Annotated in this window: 18 protein-coding genes, 5 pseudogenes and 1 riboswitch; of the genes and pseudogenes, 17 read left to right on the top strand and 6 right to left on the bottom strand. The window is 56.4% G+C overall.

Going from position 1 to position 22,574, the window contains the following annotated elements; translation table 11 throughout:
• Positions 1–217: 217 nt before the first annotated feature.
• From rpoN to HJC00_RS33090, 7 genes and pseudogenes are all read left to right on the top strand, one after another.
• Positions 218–1,774, top strand: a complete 1,557-nt coding sequence (gene rpoN / locus HJC00_RS29675) for an RNA polymerase factor sigma-54 (RefSeq protein ID WP_168301772.1) — start codon at positions 218–220, stop codon at positions 1,772–1,774.
• Between the two features lie 846 nt (positions 1,775–2,620).
• Complete coding sequence (locus HJC00_RS29680; protein ID WP_168301782.1) at positions 2,621–3,283, top strand: transcriptional regulator; 663 nt, start codon at positions 2,621–2,623, stop codon at positions 3,281–3,283.
• Between the two features lie 130 nt (positions 3,284–3,413).
• Positions 3,414–3,977, top strand: coding sequence for a hypothetical protein (locus HJC00_RS29685; protein WP_168301773.1), 564 nt, complete (start codon positions 3,414–3,416; stop codon positions 3,975–3,977).
• A 773-nt stretch (positions 3,978–4,750) separates the two neighbouring features.
• Entirely contained in the window at positions 4,751–5,206 is a 456-nt protein-coding gene (locus HJC00_RS29690) for a hypothetical protein (protein WP_205919223.1), read from the top strand.
• A 96-nt stretch (positions 5,207–5,302) separates the two neighbouring features.
• A complete protein-coding gene (locus HJC00_RS29695; RefSeq protein ID WP_168301774.1) occupies positions 5,303–6,505 on the top strand; it encodes a cytochrome P450 in 1,203 nt (400 codons plus the stop codon).
• A 563-nt stretch (positions 6,506–7,068) separates the two neighbouring features.
• Entirely contained in the window at positions 7,069–7,395 is a 327-nt protein-coding gene (gene trxA / locus HJC00_RS29700; RefSeq protein ID WP_168301775.1) for a thioredoxin, read from the top strand.
• Positions 7,396–7,819: 424 nt separating this feature from the next.
• Positions 7,820–8,316, top strand: a pseudogene (locus HJC00_RS33090) (transposase); the annotation flags it as partial.
• Positions 8,317–8,710: 394 nt separating this feature from the next.
• Here HJC00_RS33090 and HJC00_RS29705 read toward each other — a convergent pair.
• From HJC00_RS29705 to HJC00_RS29715, 3 genes are all read right to left on the bottom strand, one after another.
• Positions 8,711–9,769, bottom strand: coding sequence for a HAMP domain-containing sensor histidine kinase (locus tag HJC00_RS29705; RefSeq protein WP_246638701.1), 1,059 nt, complete (start codon positions 9,767–9,769; stop codon positions 8,711–8,713).
• 25 nt (positions 9,770–9,794) lie between these two features.
• Positions 9,795–10,490 carry a response regulator gene (locus HJC00_RS29710; protein ID WP_221114696.1) on the bottom strand — a complete coding sequence of 232 codons (696 nt, stop codon included), beginning with the start codon at positions 10,488–10,490 and terminating at the stop codon, positions 9,795–9,797.
• Positions 10,491–10,776: 286 nt separating this feature from the next.
• Positions 10,777–11,517, bottom strand: a complete 741-nt coding sequence (locus HJC00_RS29715; RefSeq protein ID WP_168301778.1) for a LuxR family transcriptional regulator — start codon at positions 11,515–11,517, stop codon at positions 10,777–10,779.
• A gap of 647 nt (positions 11,518–12,164) precedes the next feature.
• Between HJC00_RS29715 and HJC00_RS29720 the strand changes: the two genes are divergently transcribed.
• Complete coding sequence (locus tag HJC00_RS29720) at positions 12,165–12,488, top strand: transposase (protein WP_168301779.1); 324 nt, start codon at positions 12,165–12,167, stop codon at positions 12,486–12,488.
• Positions 12,489–12,667: 179 nt separating this feature from the next.
• Here the strand turns inward: HJC00_RS29720 and HJC00_RS29725 are convergent, their stop codons facing one another.
• The gene (locus HJC00_RS29725) at positions 12,668–13,402 is read right to left on the bottom strand and encodes an aspartate/glutamate racemase family protein (protein ID WP_221165055.1); all 735 of its coding nucleotides are present in this window, start codon (positions 13,400–13,402) and stop codon (positions 12,668–12,670) included.
• Between the two features lie 368 nt (positions 13,403–13,770).
• Between HJC00_RS29725 and HJC00_RS29730 the strand changes: the two are divergent.
• Positions 13,771–14,004 (top strand): annotated as a pseudogene (locus HJC00_RS29730) (ornithine cyclodeaminase); the annotation flags it as partial.
• A gap of 318 nt (positions 14,005–14,322) precedes the next feature.
• Here HJC00_RS29730 and HJC00_RS33230 read toward each other — a convergent pair.
• Positions 14,323–14,516 (bottom strand): annotated as a pseudogene (locus tag HJC00_RS33230) (IS5/IS1182 family transposase); the annotation flags it as partial.
• Between the two features lie 208 nt (positions 14,517–14,724).
• Here HJC00_RS33230 and HJC00_RS29740 point away from each other — a divergent pair.
• The 8 genes and pseudogenes from HJC00_RS29740 (at position 14,725) to rpsU (ending at position 21,471) form a co-directional block, all read left to right on the top strand.
• A complete protein-coding gene (locus HJC00_RS29740) occupies positions 14,725–15,036 on the top strand; it encodes a hypothetical protein (protein ID WP_168302354.1) in 312 nt (103 codons plus the stop codon).
• Positions 15,037–15,445: 409 nt separating this feature from the next.
• Positions 15,446–16,156 (top strand): hypothetical protein, encoded by a 711-nt coding sequence (locus tag HJC00_RS29745; RefSeq protein WP_168302353.1) that lies wholly within the window; start codon positions 15,446–15,448, stop codon positions 16,154–16,156.
• Positions 16,157–16,353: 197 nt separating this feature from the next.
• Positions 16,354–16,465, top strand: a riboswitch (TPP riboswitch).
• Between the two features lie 93 nt (positions 16,466–16,558).
• Positions 16,559–18,385, top strand: coding sequence for a phosphomethylpyrimidine synthase ThiC (thiC, locus tag HJC00_RS29750; RefSeq protein WP_168302352.1), 1,827 nt, complete (start codon positions 16,559–16,561; stop codon positions 18,383–18,385).
• A 1-nt stretch (position 18,386) separates the two neighbouring features.
• Positions 18,387–19,358: a glycine oxidase ThiO gene (gene thiO, locus HJC00_RS29755; RefSeq protein WP_168302351.1), complete on the top strand. Its 972-nt coding sequence runs from the start codon at positions 18,387–18,389 to the stop codon at positions 19,356–19,358.
• Entirely contained in the window at positions 19,355–19,552 is a 198-nt protein-coding gene (gene thiS, locus HJC00_RS29760; RefSeq protein ID WP_128412792.1) for a sulfur carrier protein ThiS, read from the top strand. Before thiO ends, thiS begins: the two co-directional genes overlap by 4 nt.
• Positions 19,553–19,555: 3 nt before the next feature.
• Positions 19,556–20,329 (top strand): thiazole synthase, encoded by a 774-nt coding sequence (locus tag HJC00_RS29765; RefSeq protein WP_168302350.1) that lies wholly within the window; start codon positions 19,556–19,558, stop codon positions 20,327–20,329.
• The gene (locus HJC00_RS29770) at positions 20,326–20,946 is read left to right on the top strand and encodes a thiamine phosphate synthase (RefSeq protein WP_168302349.1); all 621 of its coding nucleotides are present in this window, start codon (positions 20,326–20,328) and stop codon (positions 20,944–20,946) included. The genes HJC00_RS29765 and HJC00_RS29770 overlap by 4 nt, the downstream gene beginning before the upstream one ends.
• A 284-nt stretch (positions 20,947–21,230) precedes the next feature.
• Positions 21,231–21,471, top strand: a pseudogene (gene rpsU / locus HJC00_RS29775) (30S ribosomal protein S21).
• A gap of 191 nt (positions 21,472–21,662) precedes the next feature.
• Here the strand turns inward: rpsU and HJC00_RS29780 are convergent.
• A pseudogene (locus HJC00_RS29780) lies at positions 21,663–22,299 on the bottom strand (SDR family NAD(P)-dependent oxidoreductase).
• Between the last annotated feature and the right edge of the window lie 275 nt (positions 22,300–22,574).

Genomic DNA, 22,574 nt, shown 5'->3' on the forward strand with positions numbered 1-22,574 from the left:
TCACGGCTCGCCAAAATAACTAAAACTTAAGAATATTCTTTTCGGAATTCACTCGATGATTTGGAGGGCTTTCTTGAAAGCTACTAAGCGACGGGGCTTCCAAGTTGCCCCAAGTGGTTCATGATGCCAAGCACGTGCCAATTTCACGTGATGGCATCGATCTCGTGCCCTGAGGTCATGATCGGGCATGGATCCGAGAATTAAGTGGAACTTTATCATGAAACCTTCCGCCAATCTTATCCTGCGTCAGACCCAGTCCCTGGTGATATCACCGCAACAGATTCAATCCATCCAGTTGCTGCAAATGAATCATTTCGAACTCAGCCAGTTTATCGCTCAAGAAGTGGAACAGAATCCTCTGCTCGAATTTCAGGACGACAACGTGGCGGGTGGCGAATGCGGCGAAACCCAAGATGGTGAGTATGCTCATCAACCGGAGGATGCCGGCGGGGACGATGGTTATGACAATCGTGACCAGGCGCTCTCCACCGACTGGAATGACAATGGCGGCAGCGCCAGCACCAGCCGACTGAACGACGAGCTCGACACCAACTACACCGATTTCTCTCTTGACAACGCGGCCCCGCAGCGCCTCGACGCGCCGGAGCTCGTCAGCCAATGGAAGTCGATGCCGGGCAGCGGCGATGGCGCCGACTACGATATCGACGATTTCGGCGCCAGCCAGGTGTCGCTGCGCGATGATCTCGCCCAGCAGATCCGCTTCGCCCTGCCTGACACGGCCGACCGGCTGATCGCGCAGAATTTGGTCGACCAGCTCGACGACTGCGGTTATCTGCAGGCCGATATTGTCGAGGCAAGCGAGAGGCTTGGCACGAGCCTCGCGCAGGCCGAGCGCGTGCTTGCCACCCTGCAGAGCCTCGATCCGCCGGGTATTTTCGCCCGCAGCCTCGCCGAATGCTTTGCCATCCAGCTCAGGCAGAAGGACCGCTACGATCCGGCCATGCAGGCTCTGGTCGAAAACCTCGAACTGCTTGCTCGGCGCGATTTCATCTCGTTGAAGCGGCTCTGCGGCGTCGACGAAGAAGATCTTCTCGACATGCTCGGCGAGATCCGTCAGCTCAATCCCAAGCCCTGCAGCGATTTCGAGGCAGCTGTTTCCGAAGCGATCATACCCGATGTGGTCGTCAGAGCCTCCTCGGATGGCGGCTGGCTGGTCGAGCTCAATCCGGATGCGATGCCGCGCCCGCTGGTCAACAAGTCCTATTCTTCCCTGGTGAAAAAGAACGACGAAGCTCGCGCCTTCCTTGCCGGTTACGAGGAGAAGGTCAGTTGGCTGATGCGCAGCCTCGACGAGCGGGAAAAAACCATCATGAAGGTGGCAATCGAAATCGTCCGCCAGCAGGACGCCTTCCTGCTGCACGGCGTCGATCGCCTGCGCCCGCTGAACCTGAAAACGGTCGCCGAGGCGATCAAGATGCATGAATCCACCGTCAGCCGCGTCACGTCGAACAAATATATGCTGACGCCGCGCGGCCTGTTCGAACTCAAATATTTCTTCACCGTCTCGATCAGCGCCGTCGCCGGCGGCGACAGCCATTCGGCCGAGGCGGTGCGTCACAAGATCCGTGAACTGACCCTGCAGGAGAGCCCGGAGGCGATACTTTCCGATGACGATATCGTTGAGATGCTGAAGAAGGGCGGCGTCGATCTCGCCCGCCGCACGGTTGCGAAATACCGGCAGCAGATGAACATCGCCTCTTCGGTCCAGCGCCGCCGCGAGAAGCGGGCACTCGCCAAGGTCGCGGGCTTCTGAAGCTGTCTTCAACCCGGATCGAATTGTCCTGCTCCAAGCGGCCGCGAGTTCTTTCTGAAAGCTAGTTCTTCGTGGGTCACGCCCTCGCCTTGATCCTCAAAGGTTGCACTGATCCGCTGCGAATCCATCTGACTGCGGAACGGACCACAAAACCGCTGCTCTGGGATTTTGGCAGCGGAACGCCATCACCGCCCGAGTGCGCAGCCAAACGCGGAAACCCGAATGGGCGCATGGCGGCAGCTCCCGCGGTCTTGAGGCAGCGCTGACCGTCTGAATTTGAAGCGCCGTAGATCAAGTCAAAATTGTTGCGGCTTTACTATGGCGGCGCAACTGATAGACCGCAGAACCAACGTTTGATCGAGGAGAAGGCATTGCCGGATATGCCTACCCGAGCCGCTTAGGCCGCGGCCGTGGGCTATACCCTGATTGCGGAGGACCATGACCTGATTGGGCTCGATCATTTTCGCTTGACGGACGATGAACTTGCGCTGGCGCAGAAAGCCGGCCAATTGCGCGTAACATTCGCCTATTCGGCCGACATTAGCACAACCGTGATCGGGTTCGGCGCGTCAGCTATTGGTCGTCGTCTATGCGACGGTTACGCGCAATACGAACATCCGATAAGGCCGTATTGCCACGTCAAAGGGCCACACCAGCGAAGATCGGCTCGCAATCGTCGAGCGGCGCCAACGTAACTATATCCCAGCTGTTGCTTGTTTTCGATTGGACCCAGTGAGCCAAAATTCAAAAAATATAGACCGGATGGACTGCAGTCGCTATCTGAAAGGCTTGCGATGCTGAAGACGTCGCCGAACCTTCGAATCAGACACCCGAGGCTTCTTGAAGATGAAAAAAGTCCAACGCAGCTTTGCCGTCGAATATAAATCCGGTCGCCGAAAACTCGATTTCAAACCGAACTCAATCTGGGGCGACACCGATCTCAAGTCCGTTGCTCAAGATCTGCAGGACGAGGCAATGCCATTTATGTCATTAACTCCTCAGGCAAAAAGCAGCGAGATGCTTGTATCCGGAGAAGAACAGGCCGGGTCTTTATTGACACTGCCGATCGAGCAGGAGACAAATGCATCGGCTTTACAGGAGATCACAATGGCCGACGAAAACGATACGATGATCAATGCTGAAACGCCGGCCGCCACCGCGTCCGATGTATCTAAGAAAGTGCGCAAACCTCGCGCTAAGAAGGCAGTCCCTGAAACGGCCCCCGCCCCGGTTTCTGTGCAGCCAGCATTGGCTTCGAATGCCACCGCCGGAAAGCAGAAGAGAGGACGCAAAGCAAAGTCTGACGAAAGCGCGACAAGCGCCAGACGGGCACCTATCAAGCGTGCTCCGAGGGCGGTGCAGGCAGCGACGGCACCGTCGGTGGCTGCAGTCGACGAGTTTGCGGATCTTCTGCAGCTCGAAGAGGAAAACCAGAGGCTGCGCAAGCTGCTGGCGGAGAAGCTCCGTGCTGAAAATGCCGATCTGCGAAAGCGACTCAACCTCGGTTGATCGCAGCAGACGGTCAAGCGCTGGCCGCATTCTCATGCTTATTGAAGTGAAGATTTTGGCGGCGGTTCGTTCTGCCGCCAACACTTTTGTGCGTAGTTTGCATACGGGGTAGAATTCGAGGTCGAATAAAATGGCGTCTGCATGGAAACTTCTTGCCCGGCTGGTGTCTCCGCAACGGCAGCAGAGGCAAGAGCACCGCTCGACCGATGACGTGAAGTCGGACGCATTGGCCATCGCCGAGCCATCTGAAACTGCAGCCAAAAAGGAGTTGGGCGCCACAGACCGTCCTATGGACGATACGGCAGTTTTTCACGATCATTCCGCGGCGGTGGCAGTCGACCCAGATCATGCCGACGAGGCGGAAAGCGCTGTTGATGGTCCCGCAGATATCGAAGGCACGAGGCCGGAGGAAGCAGTTGATCCAGCTTTGTCCGATGAAGCCGCCACAGCTGCGCATGCCGCACCAAGTGCCTTTCGACAACTTGGTGAAGGTCAAACGGGAAAGCGCAGCACGCGGGGCAAGAAGGCGAAAACTATTGCGGCCGTTCTCCCACGGCCTCCAAGCGTTCCCACTGCTTCTGACGATGCAATCAGCCTCGATGGCGAGATCAGGCTGCTCCGGGATCAGTTGGCGCGCAGGCTTCGAATGCAAAATGCGCACTTGAAGCGTATGCTGGAGCGGTTCGAACGCTGAACGTGTCCAAGCACGACCAACGGACGGCGGGCTTGAGCAGCGTGTCAACACATTTTGATGCTAAGCTCGACCAAAACGCACTTGGCGCCCGGTGAAGTGCCGCGTAAGGAGCAAACCGCGCCTACACTCGAACTCCAGCTATCAACAGTATGATCTGGACCCTTTCGAATCGACCTAGTTCCCATCCGAATTCACGTCCATTTCTGTCTGGAGATGAAACGCAATATGGTGAAGCAATTCGGGCGCAGAGAGTCGTTCGTCTTGACTAAGGGGGGCCCGCGCCTAGCGTTTGATCCAGTGGCAGCCGGCCCGGCATCGTCTTCCTGGGTCTGGTGTCCAAGCAATGCGTGCGACCGGATCTTTGTAATCGTCCGCCGCGATCTTAGCCATAGGAGTAGCTTTGCGTTGCGCTTGCTCCGCCACGGGCGGCCCCATCGTGAGAACGATCACCTCGCCCCCATATCCGATCTAGAGCCTATCGGACCGCCCTCTCCAACGTGGTAGTGATCGCGGGCGGATTGCGACCCTATATGTCGACAACCCTACGGAACCTCCGAATAGTGACAACGAATGATGTGCAATCTGGAAGGCTTACCGGCGCAACCTAATTGGCACGAGTGGTGCTCCGATAGGGCGACCCGGCGCCAGTTCGGAACCGCAATTGCGAAGAGGCTAAACCTCCGGCACCTGACTTACAAGCGTCGCTTGCACAACCCCGCGGCGTCTAACGCGGAGGAGCATAATCGGTGTTCACGACTAACAGGAATTCTTGAATGACTTCCATCTGCATCATGGCCCGGCGTCTTTCTGTCGCGACGGGGATAGATGTGGCTGTCGATATTCCGCTCCCTGATGACGATTGCCGCAAGCGGTTGATTGAACGATTCGGTCATGCGCTGAAATTTCAGGGCGAAGCTTTGGCCGAAGCCGTCTCGCGTTCAAAGGGCGGCAGCGCCGCTTACATCAAGGAAATGGTGCGCCGTCTCGCCCAACGGAGGATTACTAGGGAAGCCGGGTCGCTCGTCTCAGGCGAGGACGTTGAGGTAGTCTTTTCTCTCGCTGAATCAGAGCGCAGCCCCTCGATGGATATGAGAAACTGGAAAAAGTCACATCATCGAGCAAGGCGATTGCGGTTGCTGCTGACGCTTGCAAGGCGTCCAGTGCTTCACGCCGGCACCTTCCCCCGCTGTTCGTGCGGTAAAGTATTGCGGACTGACAATCGCCGCTGAGAAGTCTTCTACATGCCTCTTAAGTCATTTCGCTGCCGGCAGCGCCTGCCGGTGTCACGTTCCGCCCCTTCATCGCGTAAAGAGTGAGTTGCCACCATGTCCGAACAATCATTGCCGACGCTGCCGATGTGGCGCGTCGATCACATCGAGCCCTCACCCGAAATGTTGACGCTATGCGCTAACGGTCCGATCCACCGCGTGCGCTTCCCCTCGGGGCACGAAGGCTGGTGGGTGACAGGCTACGACGAGGCCAAGGCGGTCCTGTCCGATCCGGCGTTTAGGCCTTCGGGGATGCCTCCGGAGGCAGTCACCCCGGCCACGGTAATTCTCGGTTCCCCGGGGTGGCTCGGCTCGCACGAGGGGAGCGAGCATGCCCGCTTACGCACGATCGTGGCGCCGGCGTTCAGCAGCAGAAGGCTGAAGCTGCTCGCGCAGCAGGTCGAGGCGATCGCCGCACAGTTGTTCGAAACGCTGGCGGCCCAGCCCCAGCCTGCGGACCTGCGCCGCCATCTCTCGTTTCCCCTTCCGGCCATGGTCATCAGCGCGCTGATGGGGGTGCTCTACGAGGATCACGCCTTTTTCGCCAGGCTGTCCGACGAGGTTATGACGCACCAACATGAAAGCGGCCCGCGTAACGCGGCGCGCTCGGCCTGGGAAGAATTGCGCAGCTACATTCGCGGCAAGATACGAGACAAGCGGCAGGATCCGGGTGGCAACCTGCTGACGGATCTGCTCACAGCGGTTGACCAAGGCAAAGCGACCGAGGAAGAGGCGGTCGGCCTGGCGGCCGGCATGCTGGTGGCCGGGCATGAGACGACCGTCGCGCAGATCGAATTCGGCCTGCTGGCCATGTTCCGCCATCCGCAAGAGCGCGAACGCCTCGGCAGCGATCCATCCCTGGTGGACAAGGCGGTGGAGGAAATCCTGCGAATGTACCCGCCGGGCTCGGGCTGGGACGGCATCATGCGCTATCCGAGGACCGACGTGACGATCGCGGGCATGCATATTCCCGCGGAGAGCAAGGTGCTGGTCGGCTTGCCGGCGACGTCATTCGACCCCCGCCATTTTGACGACCCGGAAATCTTCGACATCGAACGCGACAGAAAGCCGCACTTGGCTTTCTCATACGGGCCGCACTACTGCATCGGCGTGGGGCTGGCCAGAGTGGAACTCAAAGTGGTGTTCAGTTCGATCTTCCAGCGCTTTCCTGCTCTACGCCTGGCCGTGGCGCCCGAAGAACTGAAGTTGCGCAAAGAGATTATCACTGGCGGGTTCGAGGAGTTTCCGGTGCTCTGGTGATGCGTGGACAATACCGGGTATCGCGAGCTCTTCCGCATTTGCCGGCCTTCCTGTCTCGCACCGTTCAAATCAGCCAACCAAGAGGTAACCAAGATGAACGTGCAAGAAATCACGACAACATGCCGAGACGTCTTAGCCGAACTAGCGTCGCCGGCCTGAAGGGTAACTCCTCTTCCGACGATCAATGCGACCACGCTTTGCCCTGTATCAACGCTTTCGTGCGCCACATGCGAATGCGCCACCCTACTCGACATTGTAGGTTTCGTGCTCTGTTGAAAATGGTAGGACAGATTTCAGTGAGACATGATCCGCAGATGCGTTCGGCTGTTGCACGGAAACCGGACCAGCGTTTGGGATCTTACGTGCTACCATCGATATTTGATCCTATTCGATCGAGAACACGAATAGTTACTAATTAATTTTGACCTCGCCAACACCTCTGGCGGGGGAGACGAAGAGGAGGAACCCTCAATTCCAATACCTATCGCCAGTATGACAGTACGCAATGGCAGCCGAACCACAATTGGCTGCTGCGCTACCCACAATTTCAATGAGGAGCAACCGTGAGCGTTAAGAAGGTCGATGTCAGCAATTTCCAGTCGGAAGTTCTGGAATCCATAGTGCCGGTAGTCGTCGATTTCTGGGCTGAGTGGTGCGCTCCGTGCAAAACGATTGCTCCGAGCCTCGAAGAAATCGAGGTTGAGATGGAAGGAAAGGTCAAGGTGGCCAAGCTGAATATCGACGAAAATCCGGAGATCGCCCGGCGATTCGGCGTCCTCTCGATCCCGACGCTCGTGATCTTCGAGGTGGGCGAAGTGGCCAGCATCTCTGTCGGCGCCAAGCCGAAGACCGCTATCTTAAACTGGATACATCAAGCGTTGGCTAAATGACAAAATAGGACAGGGGTCGGAAAGCGTCGATTGCGCTCTCGCCCCTGCTACCCTGGGGCGATAGAGCACAAGCGGCCGCCCTCCAAGCGCATCCTACCTGCAGAGCCTCGACGAAATACCAACTATACCGCCGCAACTCAGCAATCTCCTCAACACCGATACCGCTTATCCAAACCCAGCAAGAACATCAACTGCTGAGGAAAGAGATGCAGTATGAACGGCGGTCATTCGTGAACAGGCTGGCGCCCTGGCCGTCGTGCCAGATCACCTTAATCACCCGCCTTGACGCCGTCGAAAGCTGAACAATTAGCCGCTATGCGTATCGCTCTTCAGCGTCTCCTGCACTGACGTACCCCGTCAAACTAGGCCATTTGGAATTGAAGCATCCACTTATGATCCCCGCGGGGAAGAAGAGGAGAACCCCGTGAAGGCCTCGACCTTTTCGGAACCGCAAATAGCATTCGTGTTGAAGCAGACAGAGGACGATACGCCGATCGGTGAGGTCTGCCGCAAGGGGGAATTTCAGACGCGACCTCTTACAATTGGCGCAAGAAAATACGCCAGTCTCATGCCCTCCGGAGATGAAGCGACTTCGCCAACTCGAGGACGAGAATGTCAAGCTGAAGCGGATCGTCGCCGACCCGTCGTTGGACAAGGCCATGCTTCAGAACGTCCTATCAAAAAAGCTCGGAGGCCTACCCGCAAGCGCAAGCTTGTCGACACGGTCAGGCGGACTGGAAGGTCTCGATTCGGCGCGCATGCTCGGTGTTGAAGATCGAGCGGTCGCTTTATGTCTACAAGTCCAGCCGCGGCGAGCAGGCCGAACTGAAGCTGAGAAGCAAGGACGTCTGCCAAACACAGGTGCGCTACGGCTACCGCCGCGTGCACGTGCTGCTCAAGCGTGACGGATGGCTCGTCAATCCGACGCGCATCTTTCGCCTGTCGCGAACCCTTGCGCGGACGAGGTGGACATACATTTTTGCAGGACGCTCGCAGAGTGCGGCGGCACCAGCATCTGCTCGGCGATTGGCTTCTTCAGCTTGGCGTTGTCCTCTTGAGCGCCTTCAGAAGCTTCGCCTCGCAAACTTTCATGCCGCCATATCTGGGTTTCCAAAATGTGAGAGGTCGCTTTCTAAATTTGCTTTGAGCAAACATCAACCGCTACGCTCCAGCTTCCTGTTCCTTCAGCACCGCAATGATCTGCTCTTCCGTAAATCTCTCCTCCTTCATTGTCCGTACTTCAGCAGGCCGGATTCTAATAAAATCTGGAGGAAAGTACCCACCGGCCCGTCACTTCAGTTCACGTCCACCAACACTAAATCCTCTTTACGTTGGAGGCGTTCTTTGGCAGCCGGACCTTGACTTTGAAGCCTCGTCCGCAATCAGTATCTATGGCGACTTCGCCGTGATGGGCACTTACTATCCTCTTTACAATTGTAAGGCCAAGACCGCTGCCTTCGGGAACGCGCTCTTGCGAGTCATTGCCGCGCCAGAAGGTATCGAAGACTTTATCTGCCACGTCGGCCGGCAAGCCAGGACCTGTGTCCTCGCAAAGTATCATGGCCGAATCTTCATCCTGATAGGTCTGGATGGTCACGGTACTCCCCGTTGCGTAGCGGCGGCAGTTATCGAGCAGCGCGCGCAGCACAAGGTGCATTCCCGTAGGATCGGCGATGCAAACTGCACGATCGAACTGTCGCTCAATTGTGATGCTGGCGGCGATTAAATCGTGCTCCATCGAGGCGGTCAGCGTCTCAGCTTCCACCGCCAGGTCGATCTCTTTCATGTTAAGAGCGAGCTTGTTGGCGCTCGATAATCGAAGATTTTCTAAGTCGTCGGCCATAGGAACAAGACAGCTGACATGGGGAATCATGCGAGCGAAGAGCTCCCGACTTGGTTCGATGGCTCCAGTCGAAAGTCCACGCAGATTGCCAAATAGCACGGTCAGGGACGTGCGGAATTCATGCGCGATCGCTGAATTCCGGTACCTGAGATCTGCTTCCAACTCCTCCAAACGTTCGGCCATAGCGTTAATATCGGCAGTAAGTGCATAGGTCTCCTCGAACGAGTTCGGGGGCGCCGTGACACGCACTGAATAGTCACCGGCGGCTATAGAACGGGTTGCAGCTGCAATTGGTGGCAGAGCGCCCACTATGCCTTGGGCTAGCCGACGGCCGACAATGACGGCGGGAATAAGACCCATTGTTACTATTAAACTGAGTACCGCGACATCCATCCAGGACGAGTAGTAATTGGTTTCCCGAAAATAGCCCAAAGACTGCAATCGATCCAGTATCGTGAAAAATATTGTAACTCCAAAGTTAAATGCCGCTAAAGATATGAAGGTTTGCACGCTCAAAGCCCGAACGATCATCGTTTTCAAATTTCTGGTCCGGTATCTAACCATCTGGGTTGTCCATTCGGTATCCAATGCCCCTGAGGGAGACCAACATGCCGCGAAGGTCTGCCGCGTCTAGTTTGGATCTCAGATTGGACATATGAGAATCAATGGTCCGCTCGAGCGGCAAATCTTGTGGAAAACACTCGTCAATCAGTTCAGCACGCTCGAACACGCGGCCGGGGGAACTAGCCATACGAGAGATAAGCCTGAACTCCGTTGGAGTTAGCTTCAGGTCTTTTCGTCCAGTCTGTTGATCTGCCCATGCGGCATGTGCTGACTTATCGATAGTCAGTTTTCCAAGGCGGATTGGCCTATTGGCGGTGCGACCACCGACCCTCCGTAGCACCGCGTTGGTATGGGCCACCACCAAGTCCGGTTCGAACGGTTTGGCAATGTAAACATCTACTTCGCATCGATAGCCCTGCAGTTGTTCAATAAGCTTGCCCCGGCCAGTCACCATAATCACTGGCGTATCGCCGCGGCGCCTGATTTCAGCCAATACTTCAAAGCCGTCCCGGCGGGGCAACGAGATGTCGAGAATGACGAGATCCGGTTTCAGCTTCATATGGTGCGCAAGGCCTATTTCTCCATCGGAAGCCTCCACTGTTCGATAACCTTCTCTCTCAAGGTAAGTTTTTAACAAAGCACGAATTTCCCGATCGTCCTCGATGATAAGAATCAATTCATTGCGCATGGCGTGCCCCCTAAAAGTAGTGATGCGAAAGAGGTTTTCGCGACGCCTCGCGTCAAACCATAAATTCGAATCGCTGCAACATTATTGAGCAGTTAGCTTATGTGACCGGTCATAAAGTGGACACCAACCCAGGGAGGAAGAATGGCGACGACTTCGCCTCCCCGTGAATATCTTTTACTATATAATACTTCCGCAGGCACCGCTAATGACTCTTAAATACATTTTTTATCACATATGCTTCACACGGAAGATTATGTGAACGGTTTTTCTCTCAAATCTACTACTGCTACACCTCAATCAATCCGAATCTTGCTGCTCTCAATACCGCAACTATTCTATTCCCAGTCTTCAGCTTCCTCATAGCGTTTTTGATATGGTAATTGATTGTATTTGCGGAAATTCCGAGTATACCTGAGATGTCCCAAGAGGACTTTCCCTCTGCGACCCATGAAAGACACTCCTTTTCACGTGCGGTCAGGCTGGGACGTTCGTCGTTGCAGTCAAAAGTGTTCACGATCTTCAAATGAAATAACCACGCGGCGAATTGGAGGTAGTTGATTTCAAAGTCCTTCAGTCCATTCGCTTCTTTTTGAACAAAACTCATGGTCGAGAAAAAGCCGCCCTGCCCGCGGAGGGGAACAGTAACGCCCGCCTTCAAACCAAAATTTTTAGCGTCATCGAAGATGCGTCGTTCTCTATCCGTGGTTTTTGGATCGGCATACACTTCGTCCCAGCGCAGCGGCAACGACTGAGATCGGCTCGCTACGATTGGGCCAAGCCTGTCATAGCCTTCTTTTAAACAATGCTCCTGCCAAGCCGCTGGATAATTCGACATTGTTTGCAATTTGCTTCCGCTTTTTCTAAGTGGATTATGGACGTACGTCGAAGCGCTATAGGCAACCAAAGGGTGACCCAAGATTTTCGCGAAATCAGATAGACACTCGAACATCTGTTCAACACGGAAGAGAGCGTCCATCTGGTGAAAAAAAGTACCAAAGGCCAAATCAGCATCAGCTTGCGTCGTCATTTGAGCAATCTCTCTCGGTATCGAGCTAAGCCGACCGGAGCCTTCTGCCCGAGGTTGGGCACACTGATCGCGATCGCGCCGTCGGTTGTTCGCGAAGCCTTTGGGTGGCACGCGGATGGTGTCGCGGATTGCACGGCAGCATTGGACCAGCATGCTAAAGTGGTGCGGCCATAAACCAGCTTAAGGCCCCGAATCCGCATCAGTGTCTCCTCAACAAGGCCTATCTCTCGCGTACGGGTGGAGATTCCGTGGAGGCTGCATGGAGTTTTCATGCATACAGAGCAAATTGAGGTCGCTTGAAACGGATCGTCGCAGATCTGACGCTGGACCGCGATATGATGCAGGACGTCATTTGCGGAAGCTCTAAGACCTGATTGGAAGCGGGAGGTATCCGTCAGCCGCTTTGTGGCCGGTACCGACCGACGCCCGTAGTGAGATAGGAACAGCCCCGGACAGATTATCGGGAATGCGGTATCCAGCACGCGCATCAGAGCTTGATCACCGACGTCCTTGAGTTCCGCCTCCATCCATTCGATCATCCTGGTTGGACGTACTTTGGAGCGTGGGATTCCTCATGGCCGACACCTTGACATAGGACATCAGAGACGCTGTGCTGATCCACCTTCCGGATCATCACTTGATCATTAATGTTCAACCTCGAAAGAGGGCTTGGACATATCTCGATTTCAGAGCTTACACTTAAATCGAAGGATGAGCCGGTACGCCGGTTTGAGGTGTTGATTGGCAATGGCCGTAGCGAATGGAGCGACGATCAGAAGGCGCGTGTCATTGCGGAGAGTTGCGAACCTGGCGTGACGATGTGCTCTGTGGCGCGGCGGCATGGGCTGACGCCGCAGCAATTATTCACGTGGCGACGGCTCGCCCGAAAGCGAGCTGAGGTTCTTTCTGTGCTCGGGGAAGATCCGATGTTTGCACCAGCAGTCGTCGTGTCGCCCTTTAAAGGTATCTGACCGAGCAATTTTGAGAAGTCGCTAGTTGCCGCAAAATCCTGCTCTGAGATTGGGGAGGGCCGATTGTGGCACACTGGTCCGAAAGCATGTGAACTGACGGCGCCATTGAGCGATCCAATACTCCAGGTAGAAGTTCCGACCTTTGCCACCCTTTCTATCGCTCCTAAGCTTGTTGATGCCTACGTTTCGCGAAACCATGAAATGCACGCATCCACAAGAATATCTACCGGATCTATAACATCTGTACCTTTGAAAATATCTCTGGATGCGAGAGAAAGCTCACTGCACCCAAGTATAATAGCGTCCGGCTTGAAGCTCCGTGTTCGCGCTATCAATAACGCCATTTTAAATCTTGCGCGGCCTATATTTCCATTCTTGACTTCATCAATGACACTTACTGCGTCTCGTTGAATCGATTCGACACACCAGCCTGCCGTTAAATTTCCATATAATTTGCGTTGAATACATGCCTTCATTCCCAAGACAATTGTTCGCAGGTTATCTATAGCGGTTCCGTTATTCTGACGAATAAAGTCGCGGGTCACCTCAACTATACTAATGAACTTTATTGTTAGTGCGTTTGCAATTTCAGAAGACCAAAAATGCGCGGTATTGCAGGGGATGGCTATAGCTCCACATCCAACGGTTTCGAGCCACTTTGCGCGTTCCAGAATTTGTCCCAAAGGCGCATTGCTACCGGTCGATATCGCGTGTGTTTGATCAGAAATGTTTGGAAGTGACAGAGTAATAAATGGGACGTGGTCTTGATCTGTGTCCGCGCCACTTTTTTGAGCCAAAGCCTGCAGAAATTTCGCTGTTGCTAGACTTCCCATTCCCCCTACCACTCCAAGCGGCTTTTTTAACCCAATTATGTGGGGAGGACGGGCATCTGCTTGCGGGTTGATATCAGACATCAGAACATCTCATCTTGCCGTAGAATGGATTTGGTACGACATGAGGGCACCGTGGGCGACTGCAATCGAAGTTTTTCTTCACCAGTCACCACGGAACTTCTCTTAGTTGGTCTCGGCAGCTCAAGGCCATGTGAGTCATCATCGTTGTCTCCTTGTTTCCGTCTGTATGTACTTAGTGAGTTCAAGCCCCGTGGACGTTTGATGGAGCGATCATGGACGAGCGGTCCGGGGCGGGCGCGTACCGAGGCGAGCGCCTGCACGTTTTATAGCCCTGCGGCAGGTGACAGCCTTTGGGGGCGGCCATCAATCGAGCGTTCCGACGATCAGCCGCGGTGGCCGGAGGGATCGGCTCTACGATGCCGAAATGAGCCCGTAATCTCGCTGGTCGTGGCTTTACGATCGAGCAGTGCTCGTCAGTCGAAGAAGCCGGAGCCGACATCTTCACCACAGGGACGGCTGACAAATAGTGCGCGACCATGCTGTCGGATAACCATGTCGGACCTGGAATCCACATCAACGCGGTAGGTGGCAAATGCCCCGGCAAGAGGGAACTGAGCAAGGATATCCTCCTCTTTGTGGAATATCCGCCACAGACCCGCATTACACCTTGCATGGCAGCCGACGGGAAGTAAACCCGCTCCCAACTGCGGCGCAACTCGCGACGGCCCACAAGCAGCTTCCGATCTGGCAGGAGCGTTCACCCCCGGCAGGGAAGCTCATGGGAGCGATGCACCGATCATTCCCAAGCGGGGAGCGATAGACAAACATCCAAGCATTGCCGCGGCGTGATACGCTCATGGCCCGCACGTTTGGCCAGACCGTGTAAGAAATCCGCCGGGCGCTGTTGCTTGGCCGTTAAACGTCTTGTGGAGCTTCGAGCGCCGCCGACGACGACGAGCTGTCCTTGCGAATCTTTGGAACGGCTGATTGTGCCGTGCGGCGAATGGATTTCGGGCGCAAAGCCAAGCATGCCTGAGAAGGGCGCAGTTGATCTGCTGACTAGGGGCGACCTGGCCCGCAGACGCCGCCCGATGATAGCCTTGTATCGTCCGATTGCCATTTCGACCAGCGGGCGTCTGCCGTGGCCTTCAAAGACCTGCCATTCCATCCAGCCACCCAAAGCTGTGAAAATCAATATATGTAAGTATATATGCAATAATATACCATATCACTCACGAACTTTTCACACGGATATTTGCCATGTCTCGAACGAAAACGATATACTATAAGATATATCCGTCTCATCTGTTGCGTTGCTGACGTATTTCATGAATTGTCCTGAATAGGAGCTACGACAGCACAGTGCAGGAAGATTACTTCCTATGAATGCTGAAATCTTGCCGGCGACATCATCGTCGGGAGGCTTGCACAAGGAGCACGATGACATGCATCAGAAAAAGCAATCAGACAAGCGCCTTGGCTCCTCGCATCTGCAGTTGGCAACCATCGACGGTGTGTCGCTGCCTGGTCTGCAATTGTCACTCGAGCGGCAGGAGGGCTCCGGGTCGACGAAGAAGACCTTTTTCCAACAATGGCTCCTGGATTTTGCTTTCGGTTGCGAGCTATTTTATCCGATCCAGCTATATGAACATCTCGCAACGAGCGAGAGGACGACAAAGGCGCTAAACCGTTAAGTGAATTGGGAGAATTTGGACCGGCCGCCACGTTCCTCCTTTGAAATCCACGTCTATTGAGTTTCCATATTCCGGGATGGAAGCATCGGCTCAGTCGCCAACGCTTGCAAACTCCAACAACAAGTCGGCGAGCGGATGGAGGATATCATGGACGACCTTGATGCGACGCAAGCAAAGGACGGCTCGGGCACACAGGCTTCAACAGGTGTGAACCAGCACGGCAGGAACATCGGAAGATGGTAAGAAAGTCTATCGGGAACCCGACCGTTAAACGGTACCCGCAAGGCGCAGTTCAAATCTTGCTGCTGGCATCAAATACGCTGACAACGCGCGCTCGCCTGCCAAAATCAAGGAAATTTGACGCGCAGGGTTCGCCCATCAAATTCACCGCAGAAAGGATTCGTTCTCCGTGTCATTTTGTTCTTCGAAACGCATTCGCATCGCCGCACTTGCAGCGACTGCCATCGTGCTGGGCACCCAGATCGCAATTGCGCAAGAACCGTCTATAGGGTCTCAGTGGCTGAACTCGCCAACATCTCGAGTGGAAGCGCTTGCGGTCCTTCAGACCTTGAATGCCAATCTCCTGAGTAACGCCAGTGCTACGTTGACCCTTGATCGCTGGTGCGCCGCGCACAAGCTCGCACCGGAAGGTTCTAAGATTGTAGCTCAGCGTGTGGGCGGGCAAGACAAGCCGGCCGATGAGCACATCCGTGAACTTCTGACCGTCGGACCCGGTGAGCTGATCGCTTATCGCCGCGTCCGCCTGGTCTGCGGCGACCGCGTCTTGTCGGAAGCCGACAACTGGTATGTACCCGCAAAATTAACTGCAGAGATGAATCAGGCTTTGAAGACCAGCGATATCGCGTTTGGCAGAGCCGTTCAGGCTCTTAATTTCACTCGCACAAACCTGTCTGCCAAGTTGCTCTGGTCCCCTCTATCCGAAGGCTGGGACATGGACGGCTTAACAGCGCATGAAACAAGTTCCCTCAGCCTGCCGCCGTTCCTGCTCGAACATCGTGCCGTACTGAAACTTCGAGACGGCACGCCGTTTAGCGCCTTGGTCGAAAGCTACACGGACAAAGTACTAGACTTTCCAGTTCCGCGCCTGCTTTCTCAATAGCGCTTCGGTAGCTCAGCATACTTGCTGAATTGCGCGGGATAAAAATCGACAGCCACTGCATGCGACAAAAGCGCCTGCCTTGCGGAAGCGTGCCGTCGGGCGACTGACTTGTCGATTCGTTGATCGCGGCGACGCACGATCCTGAGCCATCGCAGATGGTCACTTGACAGTCCCCTCGGCAAGCCTCTACCCTTTTTGGCATTCACCAGGGGGGTCCCGGCAAGGGGCTGAGATACTGCTATCGCGCGCAGTGACCCGTTGAACCTGATCCAGTTCATACTGGCGTAGGGACGGTGCAAGCGCTCGAGAGGTTTCGGATTCACGCGTGGAATCCGTGCCGGCGTCTTTCCATCATTCCGGCTGAGGACTGGGTCTCCAAACTCAAACTTGGAGCCTCAAACCGTGAACATCGCCGCAAAGAATATCACCCCAACCGTCACCACCGGCCCCTTGCCGACATCCAGGAAGATCTACAGTCGGGGGGACATCCATCCCGACATTTGCGTGCCGATGCGCGAAATCAGCCTTCATCCGACATCGGGCGAGCCGCCCGTTGTCGTCTACGACTCGTCCGGCCCCTATACGATCGAGGGCACCGAGATCCGTGTCGAACAGGGGCTGCCCTCACTGCGACGTGACTGGGTTCTCGCCCGCGGCGACGTCGAGGCCTATAAGGGCCGCCATGTCCGTCCCGAAGACAACGGCTTTGCCAGCGGCGAAAGGCTGACGCCCGAATTCCCCGCGCTACGCCAGCCGCTGCGCGCAAAGGATGGCAGTGCAGTCACCCAGCTCTCTTATGCGCGCGCCGGCATCGTCACGCCCGAGATGGAATTCATAGCCATCCGCGAAAACCTCGGCCGCAAGGCGCAGGAGGAGGCAATGGTTCGAGACGGCGAGAGCTTCGGCGCTCATATTCCGGACCATGTGACGGCGGAATTCGTCCGGCAGGAAGTGGCGGCGGGACGAGCGATCATCCCCGCCAACATCAATCATCCCGAAGCCGAGCCGATGATCATCGGCCGCAATTTCCTGGTGAAGATCAACGCCAATATCGGCAATTCGGCCATCACGTCGTCGATGGCCGAAGAGGTCGAGAAGATGCTCTGGGCGGCGCGCTGGGGTGCCGACACCGTCATGGACCTTTCCACCGGCCGCAACATTCACAACATCCGCGAATGGATCATCCGCAATTCGCCGCTACCAATCGGTACCGTGCCGCTCTACCAGGCGCTGGAGAAGGTCGAGGGCATTGCCGAGAACCTGACCTGGGAGGTGTATCGCGACACGCTGATCGAGCAGGCCGAACAGGGCGTCGACTATTTCACCATCCATGCCGGCGTGCGGCTTCACTACATCCCGCTCACCGTCAACCGCGTCACCGGCATCGTCTCGCGCGGCGGCTCGATCATGGCCAAGTGGTGTCTCCATCATCATCGCGAGAGCTTCCTCTACGAGCATTTCGAGGAGATCTGCGATATCTGCCGCGCCTATGACGTTTCCTTCTCGCTCGGCGACGGCCTGCGTCCTGGCTCCATCGCCGATGCCAACGATGCAGCGCAATTCGCCGAACTGGAAACACTGGGAGAGTTGACCAAGATCGCCTGGGCGAAAGACTGCCAGGTGATGATCGAAGGCCCCGGCCATGTGCCGATGCACAAGATCAAGGAAAACATGGACAAGCAGCTCAAGGTCTGCGGCGAGGCGCCCTTCTATACGCTTGGACCGCTGACGACGGATATCGCACCGGGTTACGATCACATCACCTCCGGCATCGGCGCAGCAATGATCGGCTGGTTCGGTACGGCGATGCTCTGCTACGTCACGCCCAAGGAGCACCTGGGGCTTCCCGACCGCAACGACGTGAAGGTAGGCGTCATCACCTACAAGATCGCGGCCCACGCGGCTGATCTCGCCAAGGGGCATCCGGCAGCACAGCTGCGCGATGACGCGCTCTCGCGTGCCCGTTTCGAATTCGGCTGGGAGGATCAGTTCAACCTCTCGCTGGACCCCGAAACCGCCCGCAGCTTCCACGACGAGACGTTGCCGAAGGAAGCCCAAAAGGTGACCCATTTCTGCTCCATGTGCGGCCCGAAATTCTGCTCCATGCGGATTTCGCACGATATCCGCGCCGAAGCGCAGAAGGAGGGGCTAGACGCGATGGCAGCGCGTTATCGCGAGGGCGGCGACCTCTATATGCCAGTTCAAACCCTGCAACATTCGGGCGAATGAGATGCGTGTGCTTGTCAAAGGGGCCGGCGTCGCCGGCCTGACGGTGGCGCATGAACTGCGCGCTCGAGATGCCGAGGTCACCGTGCTGGATCCATATGACGGTTTCCTGCGTGCTGCTTCGTGGCTCGCGGGCGGAATGTTGGCGCCTTGGTGCGAGCGGGAGAGTACTGATGACGCAGTACTCACGCGCGGTCTCACCGCCGCCGACAAATGGGAAGCAATGGTGCCGGGAGAGGTGCGACGAAACGGAACGCTCGTGGTCGCCTCTGCTCGCGATCTTGGTGAACTGCGACGCTTTGCCTGCCGCACGACGGGTTATGAATGGCTGGACGAGCCGGCGATCGCGGCGCTGGAACCCTCCCTTGCCGGGCGGTTCCGGCACGGGCTGTTCTTTCGCCGCGAAGCCCATCTCGATCCTCGGCGAGTGTTGTGTCTGCTGCGCACCAAGCTGACGGATCAGGGGGTCACCTTCGTGGGCGAGAGGCCGCACGAGAGCTTCGACAGTGTCGTCGATTGCACGGGCGCAGCGCAGATCGGCGAGGTAAAGGAATTGCGCGGCGTCCGCGGCGAAATGCTTTACCTTAGAAGCTTCGACGTGGATCTCTCCCGGCCGGTCCGCCTGCTCCATCCGCGTATCCCCGTCTACATCGTCCCGCGAGGAAACGGTCTGTTCATGGTCGGCGCGACGATGATCGAGACGGAATTCGACGGGCCTATAGTCGCCCGCTCACTGATGGAACTGCTCAACTCTGCATACACGCTATTTCCGGCCTTTGCCGATGCAACCATAATCGAAACGGGTGTCGGAATCCGCCCAGCCTTTCCAGACAATCTTCCACGCGCAAGCCGTCAGGGAAAGGTGATCTCGCTCAACGGCCTCTTCCGCCACGGCTTTCTGCTCGCGCCAGCCATGGCGGCCGAGGCGGCTGAACTTGTCTTCAACCAACATACCACGGGAAGGAATGCCTCATGAAAGTGATCGTTAATGGCGAGGCCCAGGATGTCGCGGCTGAGACGCTGTCGGAGCTTTTAGTCCTGATGGAATACGAGGGTGACTGGCTGGCGACAGCCGTCAACGGTGAGCTTGTCCATCGCGAAGACCGCTTCGATCGTTCGCTCAACGACAATGACAGGATCGAAATCCTGTCGCCGATGCAGGGAGGCTGACGGATGCTGACGCTCTATGGGGCCGAAATAAACTCCCGTCTGCTGCTCGGCACAGCGCAATACCCCTCTCCTGCCGTCCTCTCCGAGGCCGTCTGGCAGTCGGCGACGGAAATCGTCACCGTCTCTCTTCGTCGTGAGATGTCGGGGGGCCGCAGCGGTGGTGCCTTCTTCGAGATGATCCGCGCGCTCGGCGTTCGTATCCTTCCCAACACTGCAGGTTGCCACAGCGTCGCGGAAGCGGTGCTGACCGCAAAGATGGCACGCGAGCTGTTCGCCACCGACTGGATCAAGCTCGAGGTCATCGGCAACCATGATACGCTACAGCCGAACGTCTTCGGTCTCGTCGAGGCGGCTCGCACACTTGTCAGCGAAGGTTTCGAAGTCTTCCCGTACACGACCGACGATCTGGTCGTGGCCGAACGACTGCTGGAGGCCGGCTGCAAGGTGCTCATGCCTTGGTGCGCACCGATTGGCAGTGCTGCCGGGCCGCTCAATCCGACAGCGCTCAGAGCAATGCGGGCGCATTTCCCCGACGTGTCGCTGATCGTCGATGCCGGCATCGGCCGGCCGTCGCACGCAACTGCGGTCATGGAGCTTGGTTTCGATGCGGTTCTGCTCAACACCGCCGTTGCCGGCGCCGGAGATCCCGCGGCGATGGCAGCCGCCTTTGCCGCGGCAATCGCCGCCGGCAATCAAGCCTTTCACGCCGGCATGCTGGAGCCACGCGACATGGCCGTCCCCTCCACGCCGGTGATCGGAAAGGCGGTATTCACATGAAGCTTGATCCGTTCTACCTGATCGTCGACAGCGCCGAATGGATTGCCCGGCTGGTACCCCTCGGTGTCAAGCTGGTGCAGTTGCGCATCAAGGATCGTCCGGAGACTGAACTATGCGCCGAGATCCGTCGCGCAGTAGCAGTCTGCGCTAAACATCAATGTCAGTTGATCGTCAATGACTACTGGCGGCTTGCGATCGAGGAAGGTTGCGGCTTCGTACACCTCGGCCAGGAGGACCTCGCGACAGCGGACCTCGACGCGATCCGAGCGAGCGGCCTGAAACTCGGCCTCTCAACGCACGACGAACGTGAGTTGGAAACCGCACTGGCAGCAAAGCCTGATTATATCGCACTCGGCCCGGTCTACACGACGATTCTCAAGCAGATGAAATGGGCACCGCAAGGACTGACGCGGCTGAGCGAATGGAAATCGCGCATCGGCGATCTGCCTCTGGTCGCCATCGGCGGGTTGAATGTCGAACGGATCGAAGACGTCCTTGCTCACGGGGCGGATAGCGTCGCGGTCGTGACCGACGTCATGGTGCATGAAAATCCGGAACTGAGGACAAAGCAATGGATCGTCGCGACAGCGCAGGCGAGAATCCGCAATCTTCAATAGGTCCTCAGGAAGCCATTGGCAATGGATTGTAAATCAGCAGATCGCCACGGAAATGGCACCATCAAAAAATCGGAGTTTGAACAATATGGACACCGAAAGCTCATCGGTCTTCAAAGGATATGAACTTCTGACCCATCAACCGCTGGCAAAGTTTACCTCTAGCCCATTCGCGATCGTGCCATGAAACAGTGACGACAAAGAATTTAGGCAAACGGTCTTCCAAGCCTTGCTCGTAAAAGCACATGGATCTAATGAGGCGCGTCAGTGATCCTAGGGAGTTTAGAATGCAAGTTTTGGTACGTGATAATAACGTTGAGCAAGCGCTCCGTTTTTTGAAAAAGAAGTTGCAGCGCGAGGGCGTTTTCCGGGAGGCGCGACTTCGGGAGCGTTTTGAAAAGCCGTTCGAAAAAACGTGCTCGTGAGAAGGCCGAGGGTATCAGGCGCGTCCGTAAACTCGCTCGCAAAAAGCTTGAACGGGAAAGCGGTATTTCGGCCCCAAAGAAGGCGAGAGCTTCTGGTCGCTAGTGGGGATCGAGTGACGGATGTTTCGTCTGTCGAAGGTATGACGGCCGAGGCCGTACGTTATCGACCGTGATCCGGCCTCCACCCAATTCCCGCTCGCTTGGGGGCTCCGCGCCAATACGGCTATCTGCGAACAGCGTTAAGTTTACGGTGCCCGCCGATCGCATTCCACGACCGCCCCTCCCCTCGGCAGATCAGACATGCTGTCCGCCGTTGATGTGGATTTCGGCGCCATTGATGTACGAGGAGGCGTCACTGCATAAAAAGTATATTGTTTCTGCCACTTCGCGGGGCGTTCCAAGCCGAGCCATCGGGACTTCTTGCTCGACAAATGCGTTGGTGCCCGGCGACAGGATTGGTTTCGATTTCGCCTGGAGCGATCGCGTTTGCACGCACACCACGCGGGCCGAACTCATGGGCGAGTTCGCGGGTCAAGGAAGCGAGGCCTGCTTTTGACGCCGCATACGCAACGCCCGCAAAAGGATGAACGCGCGAGCCCGCGATCGAGGTCACATTGACAATGAGACCCTTGGCCGCCTCAAGCTCCGGCAGGAGTGCCCGCGCGAGCAGCGCCGTCGAGATCAGATTGACGTTCAGCACTTTCGTCCAGGTTTCAGCATCGGTTCCGCGAACGCCCAGCCTTGATCCGCCCGGGCCTTTGGGCGAAATGCCGGCATTGTTGACCAGTGCGTGAAGCTTCCCATCAGGAAGACGCTCCCTAACCGCTGCGACTAGCGTGCCGACCTGAGAGAGATCTGCAAGATCAGCCTGTATGTGACTCTCCTTTGCTGTCGGCCAGGCGCATTCCTCTGAAAATGGCTGTCGCGACACTGTGAGGATGCGCCAGCCTTTCTCCTGAAATAAACTTTACGGTTGCGTGGCCAATCCCGCGGCTTGCGCCTGTCAACAGCATATATCCGGTTGCCATAAGACCCTCATACATCTAGATATATGATGCCTCATAAATGAGAAAGCGTCTGTAAGCGCGAATTTCTATGCGCCTTTTGAAGCGGAGTGCTCTGATGCATGAAGTGTCCACCAAAAACAGGTGGACACCAAATCATGGACGATGCTCCTAAACTGCAGGTGCGGCTTGTTGGCCGCGA

The sequence above is a fragment of the Rhizobium sp. NLR22b genome (assembly GCF_019685295.1).
Taxonomy (GTDB): Bacteria; Pseudomonadota; Alphaproteobacteria; order Rhizobiales; family Rhizobiaceae; genus Rhizobium.

What these genes read in the sequence shown, in the direction of transcription:
- rpoN (WP_168301772.1), top strand. Translation starts at nt 218, where the DNA reads ATGAAACCTTCCGCCAATCTTATCCTGCGTCAGACCCAGTCCCTGGTG.
- HJC00_RS29680 (WP_168301782.1), top strand. Translation starts at nt 2,621, where the DNA reads ATGAAAAAAGTCCAACGCAGCTTTGCCGTCGAATATAAATCCGGTCGC.
- HJC00_RS29685 (WP_168301773.1), top strand. Translation starts at nt 3,414, where the DNA reads ATGGCGTCTGCATGGAAACTTCTTGCCCGGCTGGTGTCTCCGCAACGG.
- HJC00_RS29690 (WP_205919223.1), top strand. Translation starts at nt 4,751, where the DNA reads ATGACTTCCATCTGCATCATGGCCCGGCGTCTTTCTGTCGCGACGGGG.
- HJC00_RS29695 (WP_168301774.1), top strand. Translation starts at nt 5,303, where the DNA reads ATGTCCGAACAATCATTGCCGACGCTGCCGATGTGGCGCGTCGATCAC.
- HJC00_RS29705 (WP_246638701.1), bottom strand. Translation starts at nt 9,769, where the DNA reads ATGATCGTTCGGGCTTTGAGCGTGCAAACCTTCATATCTTTAGCGGCA.
- HJC00_RS29710 (WP_221114696.1), bottom strand. Translation starts at nt 10,490, where the DNA reads ATGCGCAATGAATTGATTCTTATCATCGAGGACGATCGGGAAATTCGT.
- HJC00_RS29715 (WP_168301778.1), bottom strand. Translation starts at nt 11,517, where the DNA reads ATGACGACGCAAGCTGATGCTGATTTGGCCTTTGGTACTTTTTTTCAC.
- HJC00_RS29720 (WP_168301779.1), top strand. Translation starts at nt 12,165, where the DNA reads ATGTTCAACCTCGAAAGAGGGCTTGGACATATCTCGATTTCAGAGCTT.
- HJC00_RS29725 (WP_221165055.1), bottom strand. Translation starts at nt 13,402, where the DNA reads ATGTCTGATATCAACCCGCAAGCAGATGCCCGTCCTCCCCACATAATT.
- HJC00_RS29740 (WP_168302354.1), top strand. Translation starts at nt 14,725, where the DNA reads ATGAATGCTGAAATCTTGCCGGCGACATCATCGTCGGGAGGCTTGCAC.
- thiO (WP_168302351.1), top strand. Translation starts at nt 18,387, where the DNA reads ATGCGTGTGCTTGTCAAAGGGGCCGGCGTCGCCGGCCTGACGGTGGCG.
- thiS (WP_128412792.1), top strand. Translation starts at nt 19,355, where the DNA reads ATGAAAGTGATCGTTAATGGCGAGGCCCAGGATGTCGCGGCTGAGACG.
- HJC00_RS29765 (WP_168302350.1), top strand. Translation starts at nt 19,556, where the DNA reads ATGCTGACGCTCTATGGGGCCGAAATAAACTCCCGTCTGCTGCTCGGC.
- HJC00_RS29770 (WP_168302349.1), top strand. Translation starts at nt 20,326, where the DNA reads ATGAAGCTTGATCCGTTCTACCTGATCGTCGACAGCGCCGAATGGATT.